Annotated in this window: 9 protein-coding genes; 4 read left to right on the top strand and 5 right to left on the bottom strand. The window is 70.9% G+C overall.

Annotated elements, in window-relative coordinates:
• The first annotated feature begins 12 nt into the window (after nt 1–12).
• The 4 genes from ACFVX4_RS05010 (at nt 13) to ACFVX4_RS04995 (ending at nt 7018) form a co-directional block, all read left to right on the top strand.
• Nucleotides 13–3561, top strand: coding sequence for a CDP-glycerol glycerophosphotransferase family protein (locus tag ACFVX4_RS05010; RefSeq protein WP_389971980.1), 3549 nt, complete (start codon nt 13–15; stop codon nt 3559–3561).
• Between the two features lie 349 nt (nt 3562–3910).
• Nucleotides 3911–4993: a glycosyltransferase 87 family protein gene (locus ACFVX4_RS05005; RefSeq protein WP_389971978.1), complete on the top strand. Its 1083-nt coding sequence runs from the start codon at nt 3911–3913 to the stop codon at nt 4991–4993.
• A gap of 65 nt (nt 4994–5058) precedes the next feature.
• Entirely contained in the window at nt 5059–6573 is a 1515-nt protein-coding gene (locus ACFVX4_RS05000; protein WP_389971976.1) for a methyltransferase domain-containing protein, read from the top strand.
• 70 nt (nt 6574–6643) lie between these two features.
• Nucleotides 6644–7018, top strand: coding sequence for a hypothetical protein (locus ACFVX4_RS04995; RefSeq protein ID WP_389971974.1), 375 nt, complete (start codon nt 6644–6646; stop codon nt 7016–7018).
• A 59-nt stretch (nt 7019–7077) separates the two neighbouring features.
• On the opposite strand, the gene ACFVX4_RS04990 is transcribed toward ACFVX4_RS04995, so the two are convergent.
• From ACFVX4_RS04990 to ACFVX4_RS04970, 5 genes are all read right to left on the bottom strand, one after another.
• The gene (locus tag ACFVX4_RS04990; RefSeq protein WP_389971972.1) at nt 7078–9243 is read right to left on the bottom strand and encodes a CDP-glycerol glycerophosphotransferase family protein; all 2166 of its coding nucleotides are present in this window, start codon (nt 9241–9243) and stop codon (nt 7078–7080) included.
• Nucleotides 9244–9305: 62 nt separating this feature from the next.
• Nucleotides 9306–11618 (bottom strand): CDP-glycerol glycerophosphotransferase family protein, encoded by a 2313-nt coding sequence (locus ACFVX4_RS04985; protein ID WP_389971970.1) that lies wholly within the window; start codon nt 11616–11618, stop codon nt 9306–9308.
• 182 nt (nt 11619–11800) lie between these two features.
• Nucleotides 11801–12712 carry a carbohydrate ABC transporter permease gene (locus tag ACFVX4_RS04980; protein WP_389971968.1) on the bottom strand — a complete coding sequence of 304 codons (912 nt, stop codon included), beginning with the start codon at nt 12710–12712 and terminating at the stop codon, nt 11801–11803.
• Entirely contained in the window at nt 12709–14127 is a 1419-nt protein-coding gene (locus tag ACFVX4_RS04975) for a carbohydrate ABC transporter permease (RefSeq protein ID WP_389971966.1), read from the bottom strand. Before ACFVX4_RS04975 ends, ACFVX4_RS04980 begins: the two co-directional genes overlap by 4 nt.
• A 4-nt stretch (nt 14128–14131) precedes the next feature.
• Nucleotides 14132–15493 (bottom strand): ABC transporter substrate-binding protein, encoded by a 1362-nt coding sequence (locus tag ACFVX4_RS04970; RefSeq protein ID WP_389971964.1) that lies wholly within the window; start codon nt 15491–15493, stop codon nt 14132–14134.
• Between the last annotated feature and the right edge of the window lie 65 nt (nt 15494–15558).

Genomic DNA, 15558 nt, shown 5'->3' with positions numbered 1-15558 from the left:
GACGTGCTCAACATGTCGCCACGGCTCAGTGTCGTCGTACCCGTCCACAACGTCGAGCTCTACCTGACGGACTGCCTGAAGTCCCTCGCGGAGCAGACCATGGCCGACCTGGAGGTGGTGATGGTCGACGACGGGTCCACCGACGACAGCGCGGCCCTGGCCGCCGAGTTCGTCGAACAGGACAGCAGGTTCCGGCTGGTGAGCCAGGAGAACGGCGGGCTCGGCCACGCCCGCAACACCGGGGTCCGCAACTGCGACCCGGGCGCCCGTCATCTCGCCTTCGTCGACAGCGACGACGTGCTCCCGCCCCGCGCGTACGAACTCCTCGCCGGCGCCCTGGACGAGACCGGCTCGGACCTCGCGTCCGGCAATGTGCTGCGGCTGCGGACCGGCGGCCGGCTCCAGCAGTCGCCCAACTTCCGCAAGCCCATGGCGACCACCCGGCTGCGCACCCACATCTCCCGGGACTGGGACCTGGCCGCCGACCGGATCGCCTGCAACAAGGTCTTCCGCCGGTCCTTCTGGGACGAGCACGCCTTCGCCTTCCCGGTCGGCGCCCTCTACGAGGACATCCCGGTCGTCCTGCCCGCCCACTTCCTGGCCCGCTCCGTCGACGTGCTGAAGGACGCCGTCTACCACTGGCGCGACCGGCCGGGCTCGATCACCACCCGCCGCGCCGTCGTCCGCGGCGTCCAGGACCGGGTCTCGCACGTGCTGGGCGTCTCCGCCTTCCTCGACGAGCACCGCAGCGCCGACGACAAACGTCGGTACGAGTCGCATGTGCTCGCCAACGACCTCTGGTACTTCATGGAGGCGCTGCCCGACGGCGACGAGGAGTACCGGCGCGCCTTCGCCACGTACGCCAACGAGTTCACCGACCAGGTCGACCCGGCCGTCCTCGACGCGCTGCCGCTGCGGCTGCGGCTGATGTGGCATCTCGTGCGCGAACGGCGGACCGACGAACTGCTGGACCTGATCGCCTTCGACAAGGCCGAGCCGGGCGCGTTCGCGGTACGGGGCGTGCGCCGCCGCAGCGCCTCCTTCCCGGCCGTCACCCGGCCGGTGCCGCGCCCGGTGCTGCGGGTGAGCGACCGGGACCTGCCGCTCACCGCCCGGCTGCGGGACGCCTACTGGCAGGGCGGCAAGCTGCACCTCAAGGGGTACGCGTACATCCGCAACCTGCCCGCCGGCTCGCGCGCCGCCGAGTTCCGGGCCGGCTGGCTGCGGGCCGGGCGTCGGCACGTGGTGCCGCTGCGGCTGCGTACGGTCGACGAGCCGGAGGCCACCGCCCGGTCCCGGCAGAGCCTGCACGACTACGACCGGTCGGGCTTCGAGACCGTCGTCGACCCGGCCAGGCTCCGCATCGGTGCGGGCGGCAGCCTCGAACGGCTCACCTGGCGCCCGGAGATCGGCATCGCCGGACATGGCATGCTGCGCCGCTCCGAGCTCTCCACGGACGAGGCGGCCGCTCCGCCGCCCGTGCACCGCCCCGACGGCGATCACCGGATCGTGCCCGCCTTCGACGGCGGCAAGCTGGTGCTGCACGCCGAGCGGATCGACGCCCGCTTCGAGACGCACCGCGCGGGCGACACCGGCGACGGGTCCGCCGCCGTGGTCATCGACGGGATGATCCGCGACCGCCTCGGCAAGGGGCCGCTGCGCCTCGCGCTCACCCACCGTCCCTCCGGCACCTCCTTCGACTGTCCGGTGACGGTGCACGAGGGGGCCGTGCCCTCGGCGGCGGGATGGCGGCGGTTCACCGCGGACGTCCCGCTTGGCGCCTTCGCCGAAGCCCGGCCGGACACGGCACGGGGGGCGGGGCGCGCCCAGGTCCCGTACAGCCTGCACCTCGTCGGACCGGACGGGCGCCGGACGCCGGTCGACGTGCCGGGGCCGGTGCTGCCGGGCCGCTACCCGCTGGCCGGGAGCGGCGACGAACGGCGCGAACTCGGTCTCACCACCAGCTCCCGCGGCAATCTGCTGATCAGCGACCGCACGGTACAGCCCGCCGTCGGCCTGGCGACCTGGACGGAGGACGGACAGCTCCTCCTGGAGGGCGGCTTCCCCGGCCTCCCGGAACGGCCCGTCGAGCTGGTGGCCAGGCACAGCGGACACGGCGAGGAGGCCGTCCTCCCCCTCACCCTCTCCGGGGCCGCCGACGCCCGGCGGTTCAGGGCCGCGCTCCGGCCGGACGCCGTCGAGGGACCCGGCGGGAAACTGCCGCTGGGCCAGGGGAACTGGTACCTCTTCCTCCGCGAGCAGGGCGCCCGGGACGAGACGGACGACGCCCCGCTGCGCATCCCGGCCGCCCTCCACCGCACCCTGCCCGCCGCCCGCACTCTCGCCGGCCGGACGTACATCGTCGAGCGGCGCTTCCACGACCAGTTGCTGATCAACTGCGCGTCGGTGCTCACCGCCGGGGAACGCGGCCCGCGCGGCAAGCGGCTGCTGCGCGACGGGTACCGGACCCGGCGCACCGCACCGCTGCGCGACACGGTGCTGTACAGCAGCTTCGACGGCCGCCAGTACTCCGACTCGCCGCGCGCGATCCACGAGGAGGTGGTCCGGCGGGGCGCCGAGCTGGAGCATCTGTGGGTGGTGCGCGACCAGCAGGCCCGGATCCCGGCGGGCGCCACGGCCGTCGAGCACGGCTCCGCCGCCTGGCACGAGGCGCTGGCCCGCAGCCGGTACGTCGTCACCAACACCCAGCTCCCGGAGTGGTTCGAGCGGCGCGAGGGCCAGTGCGTCGTCCAGACCTGGCACGGCACCCCGCTCAAGCGCATCGGTCTCGACCTCGCGGGTACCGCGCGGGCCAACGCCTCCTACATCGCCACCATCGAGCAGCGCGCCCGCCAGTGGAGCTTCCTGGTCTCCCCGAACAGCTTCTCCACCCCCGTCCTGAGGCGCTCGTTCGGCTACCGGGGCGAGGTCCTGGAGTGCGGCTACCCGCGCAACGACCTGTTCCACGCCCCGGACCGGGCCAAGGTCGCCGCAGCGGTACGGGAGCGGCTCGCCGTCCCCGAGGGCAGGCGGATCGTGCTGTACGCGCCGACCTGGCGCGAGGACCAGCCGCGCGGCGGTGGCCGCTACGCCCTCGGCCTGCAACTCGACCTGGCCGCCGCCGAACGTGAACTCGGCCCGGACACCGTCCTGTTGGTGCGCCGCCACTACCTGGTGACCGACCGTCTCCCGGACAGCGGCAGCGGCTTCGTCCGGGACGTCTCGCGCTACGGGGACGTCGGCGAACTGATGCTGATCAGCGACGCCCTGGTCACCGACTACTCCTCGCTGATGTTCGACTTCGCCCAGACCGGCCGCCCGATGCTCTTCCACACCCACGACCTGGCGCACTACCGCGACACCCTGCGCGGCTTCTGCTTCGACTTCGAGACCCGCGCCCCCGGCCCGCTGATCCCCGGTTCCACCGGACTCGTCGAGGCGCTGCGCGACCCGGAGCGGGCCACCGCGGGACACGCGCAGGCGTACAAGGCATTCCGCCGGGACTTCTGCGACCTGGACGACGGGCACGCGGCGGCGGGCGTGGTCGACCGAATGCTGTAATCCGTGCCGCCCGGCCGGTGCCGCCCCGGCCGGGCGAAGGGACCGGAGTCACCGCGCCCTCCCTGGACCGTTCGAGTGATTCAAGGGTGCGAATGTTTGCGCGAATATGCAGCGCATTCAAGTAATGGTCCATACAAGTGCGGTCATCGTTGCGTTGCTCAGCGTCTTCTGGTTGCTACGTTCTGCTTTCATGGGTATCCGAATGCGATGCGAAACCTGGGACGTGCCACGCGCAAGGGCGGCGGTGCTCATTGCCGCGGCCGCGGGTCTTCTCACCCGAATGCTGATCGCGGCGAATATGCCGGGCCCGGCCGACGTGCGAATCTTTCATGGTTTCGCAAAGGCGATCGTGCGTTACGGGCCCATTCGGATTTACGAACAGCCGCTGCCGGGACTGCCCGTCTACAACCACCCGCCACTGGCCGGCTGGATGCTTCTCGGCCTCAATGAACTCTCCGAACTCGGCATCCCGTTCGGAACGCTGATCAGATCGCCCGCCTCGATCGCCGACTTCTTCTGCGCGCTCATCGTGTTCGAGATCGTGCGCCGGCGCGCTTCCCTCGGTGCCGCCGTCGCCTGCGGTGCGGGCGTGGCCGTCAGCCCCGTGCTGATCGCCACCTCCGGCTATCACGGCAACACCGACGCGGTCGCCATCACCTTCGCCCTGGCCGCCGCCCATCTGCTCGTCGACCGGAAGGCGCCGCTGGCCGCCGGGGTGGCCGCCGCGCTCTCGATCAGCATCAAGTTCATCCCCGTGGTGGTGATCCCGGCACTGTTCCTCGTCGCGCTGCGGGCGGGCCGGCCGGCGTTCGTCCGCTTCTCCGCCGGGTTCGCCGCCCTGGTCGCCCTCGTCTGGGGGCCGGTCCTGGTGGCCGTGCCGGAGAACCTCAAGGAGAACGTCCTGGAGTACGCGGGCGGCGGCTACCGGCTCTGGGGGCTCGTCCGCTTCGCCGACATGTTCGGCCTGCCGCAGTCCTTCATCACCTACATCGAGGGCGACGGCCACTTCTTCTTCGTACTGGCCTGCGTGGCGGCCGGGGTCTGGCTCGCCTGGCTGCGGCCCGCGCAGCTGCCCGTCGTCGTCGCCGTCACGATGAGCCTCCTGCTGCTGCTCTCCACCGCGTCCGCGCTGCAGTACCTGACCTGGGCCGCCGCCGGGCTGTTCGTCGTCGGGTTCTGGGAGGGCGCCGCGTACAGCTGCCTGCTCGGCCTGGTGGCGGTCCTCGGCTACCAGGGACGCTCCGCCGTGCGCTGGAGCGAAACGGTGCTGCACCTCGGCGAGGCCGGCTGGGTGGTTCTCGCCGTGGGTCTCGCCGACGGAATCCGCAAGATCCTCGCCACCCGGTCGGACCCGCCCGGACAGCCCCCCGTCGAGGGGACCCCGCTCATGGCGCCCCGCACCTCTCAGCCCACCGGTTCCGCCGTCAACTGACCGCCCCCGAGCACCGAGCACCGAGCACCGAGCACCAAGCACCGAGCGCAACTGGAGAACGCCCCGTGAAGGAAAGCCCGAGCCCCAGGATCGGCATCCTGGTGGTCGCGTACAACGCCGAGACGACGCTGGAGAGGACCCTCGACCGCATTCCGGAGGGCTTCCGGTCCAAGGTCGCCGAAGTCCTCATTCTCGACGACGCGAGCCATGACGCGACCTTCACCGCGGGCTGCCGCTGGTCGCAAACGGAGGGAATGCCGCGGACCGTGGTGATGCGGCACACCAAGAACCTCGGATACGGCGGAAACCAGAAGGCCGGATACGCGCTGGCCGCCGAACACGGACTGGACATCATCGTGCTGCTGCACGGCGACGGACAGTACGCCCCGGAATTCCTGCCCGACATGGTCGCGCCGATCGAACGCGGCGAATGCGAGGCCGTCTTCGGGTCGCGGATGATGAAATCCGGATCCGCGCTCAAGGGCGGCATGCCGATGTACAAATGGCTCGGCAACCGCATTCTCACCCGCCTGGAGAACACCCTTCTCGGCTCGCAGCTCACCGAATTCCACTCCGGATACCGCGCCTACAGCGTCGCGGCACTCAAGAAGCTGCCGATCCACCGGAACACCGACGCGTTCGACTTCGACACCCAGATCATCGTCCAGTTGCTCAACGAGGGGATGCGGATCAAGGAGATCCCCGTCCCCACGTACTACGGCGACGAGATCTGCTACGTCAACGGCATGAAGTACGCGAAGGACGTCGTCAAGGACGTCCTCGAATACCGGCTCGCCGTCAAGGGATTCGGCACCTGCGGCTGGATCCCCAAGCCCGTCGAGTACGCGTTCAAGGAGGGCGACGGCTCCTCGCACGCCGTCATCCTGGAGAAGATGCGCAGCCTCCCGCCCGGCCGGGTCCTCGACCTCGGCTGCTCCGGCGGTCTGTTCGCCCAGCGCCTCGAAGCCCTCGGCCACGAGGTGACGGGCGTGGACTACATCGAGGTCCCCGGCGTACGCGAGAAGTGCACCCGCTTCCACCTCGCCAACCTGGAGGAGGGGCTGCCGGTCGAGATCGGCGCCGATTACGACTACGTGGTCGCCGGCGACGTCATCGAGCACCTCTCCCGCCCCGAGCGGGTACTCGCCGAGGTCGCCGAGGTGCTGCGGCCCGGCGGCCATGTGCTGCTCTCCGTGCCGAACTTCAGCCACTGGTACTCACGGCTGCGGGTCGCGCTCGGAGTCTTCGGCTACGACCGGCGCGGCATTCTCGACGAAACGCATCTGCGCTTCTTCACCCGGGCCAGCCTGCGCCGCACGGTCAGGGACGCGGGCTACGACGTCCTCGACATCGCGTCGACCGGGGCCCCGTTCTGGGCGCTGCTCGGCGGCGGACCGCTCCCCGCGGTCCTGGGCGGAGTGTCGAAACTGCTCACCCGGATCCGGCCGACGCTGTTCGGCTATCAGCACGTCGCACTGCTCACCCCGCATGCGGCCGAGACGATCATCGCTGGAGAGCACGTCGATGTACAGGACATCCTCAACCGACAGTACGCCCCTGCCGACCGGGTCGGCGTCTGAGGCCGCCGTCCCCCGTCCCACCCCCACCCCGGAGTCGGAATCCCCGGCCGCCGCAGTCAGGAGCAAGGTCTTGACCCTCCCCAGTCTGATGCTGCTGCTGTTCGCCGTGTTCTCGTCGGCGGGCGGCCAGATCATGCTCAAGCACGGGATGAAGAGCGCCGCGGCCGCCGCGGGACACGGCGGCGGATCCATCGCCCTGCGTGCCGCGACCAGCCCCTGGGTCGTCCTGGGCCTGTTGGTCTTCGCGGTGTCCGCCCTCGCCTGGATGGCGACCCTGGCCAAGGTGCCGCTGTCCATCGCCTATCCGTTCAACGCCCTCGGGTATCTGCTGATCGTGCTGGCCGGGGCGACCGTGCTGCACGAGCGGACCTCGATGTGGACCTGGGGCGGCTCGCTGCTCGTGGTCATCGGCCTCGTCACGGTGATGGCGGGCCGGCAGGGCTGAGAGCCGGTCGAAGGTCACCCGACAGGCTCTGAGGCGCCGCCGTCGGACGGGCTGCCCCCTCAGGCCCGTCCGACGACCGGCTCCCCCAGCAGCACCTGCCGCACCACCCGCTCCGCGGCCAGCCCGTCGCCGTACGGACAGAACCGGGACCGGAACGCGGCCCGCAGCGCCTCGTTCTCCGGGCTCCGCCAGCTGCCGTCGAGGAAGATCCGGGCCAGCCCGTCCGTGGTCGTGGAGATCGCCCCGGGGGTGTCGCCGGGCGCACCGGACAGCAGATCGAAACAGACTCCCCGGACCGTGCGGTACGTCTCCCAGTCGGGGGCGTGCACCACGATCGGACGGTCCAGATGGGCGTAGTCGAACATCACCGACGAGTAGTCCGTCACCAGCGCGTCCGCCGCCAGGCACAGCTCCTCGATCCGCGGATGCTCGCAGACATCGATGAGCGAGGGGTGGTCCGGCAGCCCGGCACCCTCGTAGAAGTAATGGGCGCGGACCAGCACCACCGACTCCGGGCCCAGCGCCTCGCAGAACCGGGCCAGATCGAGCCGGCTGGTGAACGCCGTCTCGTAGTCGCGATGCGTCGGCGCGTACAGGATGGCGCGCTGTCCGGGTCGGACACCGAGGTCCCGGCGGATCGCCGCGATCCGTTCGCCCGGAGTCGTCGCGAGGACGTCATTGCGCGGATAGCCCGATTCGAGGGACCGCGCCGCGTTCGGATAGGCGCGGGCCCACACCTCGGTGGAGTGCGGATTGGCGGAGACGCTCCAGTCCCACCGGTCCACGCGCTGGAGCAGCCGGTCGAAGTTCAGCCCCTGGGCCGCCGCCGGGTAGTTCTGCTGATCGAGCCCCATGATCTTCAGCGGGGTGCCGTGATGCGTCATCACATGGACCTGGCCGGGGCGCTTGACCAGGTGGTCGGGGAAGTTGACGTTGTTGAAGAAGTACGTGGCCCGCGCCAGCACCTGCCAGTAGCGGCGGGTCCCCGGCACCACGTGGTCGACGCCCTCGGGCACCGAGCCCACCTGGTTCCGCGACACCACCCACACCCCGCGCACCTGCGGGGCCAGCTCCTGGGCCTTGCGGAAGATCGCCTCCGGATTGCAGCTCAACCCGCGGTTCCAGTACGCCGCGTAGACGGCGAGCCCGCCGTCCAGCGGGAGCCTGCGCTGCCACCAGTAGTAGCGCCCGGGGAGGCTGCGCCGGGCCCGCGCCCGGACCGCGTCGGGTGCCGCCCGGAGGTTCCGGCGCAGGGCCAGCACCGTGTCGAGCGCACCGAGCGCGGCGTACCGGCCGCCGCCCATCAGCCGGGGCCGAAGCCCCTGGGCGCCGCCCGGGAAGCGGTGCTCCTCGGGCCGGTGCGCACGGTGGAACGCCGCCACGGAGCGTACGTAGCGCCGGCGCCGCCGGGTCACCGACGGGTATCCGGCAAGGAGTTCCTGGACCGCCCGCTCGAAGAGCAGGGTCCGTACGGGAGCCAGTGGCGGCCGGTCCCGTACGAACTCCATCAGGGATGCGTACGCCTCCACGAGCTGGTGCGGTGCCGAGCCGTCCGCCGGTTCCGCCGCGTCGGCCCCGGGCAGCCGGCGCCGGACCCGGTGCTCGACGCAGGGCGTGGCGAGCACGGCGACGGACTCGGCGGCGGCGAGGGTCTGGAACGCGTACATCCGCTCCCCGTGCTGCCCGGGACCGAAGCTCAGCTTCTCGCCCTCGTGGAGGGTGCGGCGCACGGCGCGGTTCCAGGAGACCGGCGCGATGTCCAGCAGCACGGGGTGCTCGGCGAGGGTGAGCCGGCCCTCGGGCAGCCCGCCGAGCAGCTCCAGCGAACGGGTCGGCCGGGGGCGGCCGCGGAAGGGCCGCCGGTGGTGGCCGAACAGCAGCAGCTCGGGGTCACCGGTCGCGTCCAGATGGTCGGCGACGGCCTGGAGGGCGCCCGGCAGGTGGACGAAGTCGCCCTCCAGGAAGAGGAGGTAGTCCCCGAGGGCCCGCTCGGCCCCGGCATTGCGCCGCCCGTCCGCACCGGCCCCCGGCGGCAGATGGATGGCCTGCACCCGGCAGTCCCGGGTGGCGAACTCGTCGAACAGCAGCCCCGAACCGTCCGGCGCCCCGTCGTCGACCCCGATCACCTCGAAGTCCGTGAACGACTGGGTGAGCACCGACTCCAGGCACTCGCGCAGCTGGCCTCGGGCACGACGGACGGGGACGATGACACTCAGCCGGGGCATACGGGCTCTTTCTCGGACACGGATCCAGCGGATTCGACGGACCTGACGGATCTACGGCGCGCTCAGGGGTGGTTGGTGGGCCGGGCACCGGCGAGGCCGAGGTCCGCGGGCGCCTGCCGGTCCCCGGGCACCGCGGCGGTGGCCGGTACGGGGACCGGGAACCGCGCAGGGTTCCCCGCCGCCGGCGCGGGACGCCGCCGCTCCGGCGGAATCGCGGGCGGCTGCACGGCGGTGTCGCCGAGGAAGACCCGGCGTACCACCCGCTCCGCCGCGAGCCCGTCGTCGTACGGGCAGAAGCGCGCCCGGAACGCCGCCCGCAGTTGGGCGGAGCGGGCGCCGTACCAGTGGCCGGTGGCGAAGACGTCGAGCAGTTCGTCCTCGCTGTGCGCGATCGCGCCGGGCGGGCAGGAGTGCAGGTCGAAGTAGGTGCCGCGGGCCGCTTCGTACGCCTCGCCGTCGCCGCAGTGGAGGACGACGGGCCGGTCCAGATTGGCGTAGTCGAACATCAGCGAGGAGTAGTCCGTGATCAGCGCGTCCGAGGCGAGCGCGAGCGACTCGACGGAGGGATGGCCGCTGACGTCGATGATCCGGGGGTGCGGTTCGCGGTCCATCGGGGCGTCGTACGAGTAGTGCGCGCGGGTCAGGATCACGTAGCCCGGCCCCAGGACCCGCAGCACGCGCGCCAGATCGAGAGCGGGGCACTGGGCGCGGCGGTAGTCCCGGTGGGTGGGCGCGTACAGCAGGGCCACCCGGCCCTCCGGGATGCCGATCAGCTCGCGCAGCCGCGCCACGTCGGCGGCGGTGGCCCGCTGGTAGACGTCATTGCGCGGGTACCCGTACTCCAGCGTCACGCAGTTCGCGGAGGCCGACGGGTAGGCCTTCTCCCAGACGAGGGTGGAGTGCTGGTTCGCCGAGAGGGAGAAGTCCCACTTGTCGACATTGGCCAGCAGCCGGCCGAAGTCCGTCGCGCGGGCCGCCGCCGGACGGTCCTGGAGGTCGAGACCCATGGTCTTGAGCGGGGTGCCGTGGTGGGTCTGGAGCAGCACCTGGCCGCGCCGCTTGACCAGCCGCCGGTCGAAGTTGACGTTGTTCACCAGGTATCGGGAGCGGGCCAGCGCCCGCCAGTAGCCGTATGTCCCGGGGGCGAGGCTGCGGGTCGCGGTCGGCACGGTGTGCGCGTCCTCGGGGCGGCAGATCCAGGCGGTCCGCAGCCCGGGGACGAGCTCGCGGGCCTTCGCCTCGATCGCCGCCGGATTGCAGGCGTAGCCGCGGTGCCAGTACGCGGCGAACACCGCCCGGTCCGCCTGGACGGGCAGCGTCAACTGGACGCGGTAGTAGGCCTGGAGCGCGACCGCTCGCACCGTCCGCCGGACCGCCGCGGCGATCCGGCGCAGCCGGCCGCAGAGCGCCTGCGCGCTCCACAGCGCTCGGTACGTGCGGTGGGCGCCCAGCCGGATCAGGCCGTGGCGCAGCCGGGCGCGGAGCGGGACGGGGGCGCCCGGGGTCCGGTAGCGGCGGCAGTGGGCGCGGGCCCGGCGCAGGAACTCGCCGTGCCCGCCGCGCGGCAGCCGCCCCCGGGTGGTGAACAGCGTGGAGAAGTGGTCGAGCATCCTGCGGAAGATCACCGGCCGCCAGCGGGCGAGCGGGGGGCGGGCGTCGATGAACGCGAAGACCCGGTCGTACTGCTCGAAGATGTCGAAGTGGCTGCGGCTGGTGGTGGACAGGATGTTGCCCCGGCGCCGCTGCCGGTAGCCCACGCACACCCGGTCGAGGACCGCGATCGAGCCGGCGGCCATCAGCACCGGGTAGGTCCAGGGCGTGTCCTCGTAGTAGCCGGGCGGAAAGGTGAACCCCTCGGCCTGGACGAACGCGCGGCGGTACGCCTTGTTCCAGACGACCATCAGCACCTTCAGCAGCGCGGGCCGGTCGGCGAGCGTGAACGCGGGCGGGCCGGTCTCGGCGAGATGCTCGGCGTAGCTGTTGCGCACGCTCTCGCCCGTCCAGTAGGTCCGGGCGTAGTCGTAGACCAGTACGTCCGGTTCCCCGGTCGCCCCGATCCGGTCGGCGACGGCCCGCAGGGCGCCGGGGGTCAGGGTGTCGTCGCCGTCCAGGAAGACCAGGTAGTCGCCGGTGGCCTGCGCGATCCCCGCGTTACGGGCCCGGCCCAGGCCCACGTTCTCCGGCAGGTGAAGGGCCCGAACCCGGCGGTCGCGGGCGGCGAACTCGTCGATGACGGTGCCGCAGGCGTCCGGTGAGCAGTCGTCCACGGCGATGATCTCGAAGTCCTCGAAGGACTGGGTGAGCACCGAGTCCAGGCTCTCGTGCAGATACGCCTGAACCCGGTACGCGGGCACGATGACACTGAACCGGGGCACAACACATCCATGGGTCGTTCGCTGCGCGGGCGGGTGGTCCGCAAACGCCCCATGGAGTGACCGGGTTACGTCAAAACGTGGCAAATCCACGAAATGGCAGGTGGGGCGGGGTTGCCGTGATGAGCAACCCCGCCCCGTGTTGACGTACAGCCGTGCGCATTACGCCACCGCTTGCTCGCGGCTCACTTCACCGCGCCCGCCATCACGCCGGAGACGAACTGGCGCTGGAAGGCGAAGAAGACCGCCAGCGGAATCACCATCGACACGAAGGCGCCGGGCGCCAGCACGTCGATGTTGTTGCCGAACTGCCTGACCTGCTGCTGGAGGGCCACCGTGATCGGCGGCGAGTCCGAGTCGGCGAAGATCAGCGCGACCAGCATGTCGTTCCAGACCCAGAGGAACTGGAAGATCCCGAGCGAGGCGATCGCCGGACCGCCCAGCGGCATCACGACCCGGGTGAAGAGCCGGATCTCGCCCGCCCCGTCCAGCCGGGCCGCCTCCAGCAGCTCCCTCGGGATCTCCGCGAAGAAGTTCCGCAGCAGGAAGATCGCGAAGGGCAGACCGAAGGCCGTGTGGAAGATGACCACGCCGAAGGTCGTCTCGAAGATCCCGACCGCACCGAAGAGCTTGGAGACCGGGACGAGGGCGACCTGCACCGGGACCACCAGCAGCCCCACGACCACCAGGAACCACCAGTCGCGGCCGGGGAACTCCATCCAGGCGAAGGCATACCCGGCCAGTGAACCGATCACGACGACCAGGACGGTCGCCGGGACGGTGATCATGACCGTGCTCAGGAGGGAGTGGGTGATCGTCGGATTGTCCAGCAGCCGGGAGTAGTTGTCGAAGGTGAGCTGGGACGGGGCCGTGAAGACCTTCCACCAGCCGGTCGCCGCGATGTCGTCCGCGCCGCGCAGCGAGGACAGCAGCAGACCGATCGTCGGCATCAGCCAGAACAGGCCCACCAGCACGAGGAAGATCCGCATCGCCCCGCCGCCGGCGCGGGCGGCGAGGCGTGCGCCGAGGGACCGCTCGGCCTTCACCGGAATGTCTTCGGCCGTCGTGCTCGTGGCCGTGGTCGACGCTGTCGTCATCGGCGCCCCTCCTTCCGGATCCGGCGGATGTTGACGTACATCACCGGGAGTACCAGCAGCAGCAGGAGTACGGCGATGGCGCTGCCGATCCCGAGGTCCGCGTCCGTGCCGAACGAGGACCGGTAGAGCTGGAGCGCCAGCACGTTCGCGTCGTCCTGCGAGGACCCCGGCGCGATGATGAAGACCAGGTCGAAGACCTTCAGCACGTTGATCATCAGCGTGACCAGCACCACCACGAGCACGGGCGCGAGCATCGGCACCGTGATCCGGCGGAACACCTGCCACTCGTTCGCGCCGTCCACCCGGGCCGCTTCGAGGAGTTCACGGGGCAGCCCCGCGAGCCCCGCCGCGATCAGCACCATCGCGAACCCGGCCCACATCCAGACGTAGGAACCGATGATCCCGGGGGTGACGAGGGTCGGGCCGAGCCACTCGACGCCGTTGTACGGCTCCTTGAAGTTCGAGGCGGGGAGCCGGAGTCCGGCGCCGTCCGCCGACGCGGGCAGGGTGAACGTACCGTCCGCCGCCGCCGTCGCCGAGGCGACCACCTTGCCGCCCTTGACCGCCTCGACCTCGATGCCCTTGAGCCCCAGCTCCTTGGCGTCGATGACATTGGGCCGGCCGCCACCGCCCTTGGTGAAGTCCAGCCACGCGGTGCCGGTGATCTCGCCGTCCGCCGCCGCGGCGGCCTTCGCGGGCTTCGCGTCCTTCGGCATGTTCGCCGGAATCACACCGACCAGCGGCAGCTGCACGGGCTGCCCGGCCCGTACCGGCGCCTTGGTGACGAAGGAACCGCCGTCGCCCGCCTTGAGCGGGTGGACGGGCAGCGGATGTGCCTTCGGGTACCCCGCCGACTCGGAGAACGTGTCGTGCACACCCACCCATACGGCGTTGGCGACCCCGCGCTCCGGAGCGGCGTCGTACACCAGCCGGAAGATGATGCCGGCGGCGAGCATGGAGATCGCCATCGGCATGAAGACGACCAGCTTGAACGCCGTGCCCCAGCGGATCCGCTCCATGAGCACCGCGAAGATGAGCCCGAGGGCCGTGGAGACCGTCGGCGCGAGCACGACCCAGATCGCGTTGTTCTTGACCGCCGTACGGATGGTGTCGTCCGTGAACAGCGCCTTGTAGTTGTCGAGTCCGGCGAAGCCCGTACCCGCCTGGTCGAGGAACGACCGGTAGACGGAGTACACGATCGGATAGACCACGAGCGCGCCCAGCAGTACCAGCGCGGGTGCCAGGAAGAGGGCCGCGAAGAACCGGCGGGTGCCGGTCACGCTCCGGCGGCTGCGTCCCGGGCCGCCGGACGGCGGATCGGACGGCTTCCTGGGCGCGGGCACCGAGGGCTCCGCGGACGATTGCTTGTCGGCGGGGGGCACCGCGTCGGCGCCCCCCGCTGCGGCTGTCGTCATCCCGTCAGCTCTTGTACGCCTTGGCCGCGTCGGACTCCAGCTTCGCTTGAGTCCCCGCGATGTCCTTCGGGTTCTTCAGGAAGTCCTGGAGGGTCTTCCATTCGCCCTTGCCGGGCGTCCCGCCGAACGACTGCGGCGCCTGGTCGGACATGTCGAACCGGACGGAGTCACCGGCCGAGATCAGCGCCTGCGCCATCGTGCGCTGCACCTCGTTCGGGTACGCGGAGGCGTCCAGGGTCTTGTTCGGCGAGATGAACCCGCCCTGCTCGGCCATGATCTTCGCAGCGTCGGCCGAGGCCAGCCAGGTCAGCAGGGCCTGGGCGCCTTTGCCGTCCTTCAGCGCCACCGCGGCGTCGCCGCCGGTCACGACGGGGGACTCGGCGCCGACCGCCGGGAACGGGAACACCTTGGCGTCCGTCCCGATCTTCGCCTTCGTCTGCGCGATGTTGACGCCCACGAAGTCGCCCTCGAAGACCATCGCGGCCTTGGGCTGGTCACCGCCGGTGAACGTCTGGGTGACCGAGGCGGGGAACTCCGTCTGCAGGGCGCCGTCGGCGCCGCCCGCGATCAGCGAGGGCTTGCCGAAGAGCTGCGCGAGCGTGGTCAGCGTGTCCTTGACGGACGGGTCCGTCCACTTGATCTTGTGCTGGGCCAGCTGGTCGTACTTCTCCGGACCGGCCTGGGAGAGGTAGATGTTCTCGAACCAGTCGGTCAGCGTCCAGCCGTCCGCGCCACCGACCGAGACCGGGGTGACACCCGAGGCGGAGACCGTCTCGGCCGTCTTCAGGAAGTCCTTCCAGGTCTTCGGCTCGGCCGCGCCCGCGTTCTCGAACGCCTTGGCGTTGTACCAGATCAGGGACTTGTTGGCGGCCTTGAAGTAGATGCCGTACTGGGTGCCGTCGACCGCGCCGAGGTCCTGCCAGACCTTCGAGTAGTTCTTGGCCAGCTGGGCCTTGGCCTCGGGGCCGACCGGCTTCGCCCACTTCTTCTGGGCGGCCTGCTGGATCGCGCCGACCTGCGGGATCATCGCGACGTCCGGCGGCTGACCTCCCGCGATCTTCGTACCGAGGAAGTTGACGATCGGGTCCTGCGCCGGGACGAAGGTGACCTTCGCGCCCGTGCGGTTCTCGAACTCCTTGAGGACCTTGACGAAGTTGGCCTGCTCGGCACCGGTCCAGACGGCCGCGACCGAGAGCTTCTCGCCGTCCAGCTTGGGCAACACGACGCTGGAAGGGCTCCCCTTGCCGCTCCCCGAGCTCTTGGCCGGTTTGTCCTTTCCGCCGTCGTCACTGCAACCGGTGAGGGCCAGTGCGCCGACGGCGGTGAACACCGCGGCGGCCCTGCTGATCCGAAGGGTTGTGCGCATTGCTTCCCCGTCTCTCACATCGTTGTGTGCGCACAGTCCTACGCCCGGTGCACGGACGCCGCAAT

This window comes from Streptomyces sp. NPDC058240, from assembly GCF_042882135.1.
Taxonomy (GTDB): Bacteria; Actinomycetota; Actinomycetes; order Streptomycetales; family Streptomycetaceae; genus Streptomyces.
This window is presented reverse-complemented; position numbering and strand designations above follow the sequence as displayed.

What these genes read in the sequence shown, in the direction of transcription:
- ACFVX4_RS04980 (WP_389971968.1), bottom strand. Translation starts at nt 12,712, where the DNA reads ATGACGACAGCGTCGACCACGGCCACGAGCACGACGGCCGAAGACATT.
- ACFVX4_RS04970 (WP_389971964.1), bottom strand. Translation starts at nt 15,493, where the DNA reads ATGCGCACAACCCTTCGGATCAGCAGGGCCGCCGCGGTGTTCACCGCC.
- ACFVX4_RS04975 (WP_389971966.1), bottom strand. Translation starts at nt 14,127, where the DNA reads ATGACGACAGCCGCAGCGGGGGGCGCCGACGCGGTGCCCCCCGCCGAC.
- ACFVX4_RS05010 (WP_389971980.1), top strand. Translation starts at nt 13, where the DNA reads ATGTCGCCACGGCTCAGTGTCGTCGTACCCGTCCACAACGTCGAGCTC.
- ACFVX4_RS04990 (WP_389971972.1), bottom strand. Translation starts at nt 9,243, where the DNA reads ATGCCCCGGCTGAGTGTCATCGTCCCCGTCCGTCGTGCCCGAGGCCAG.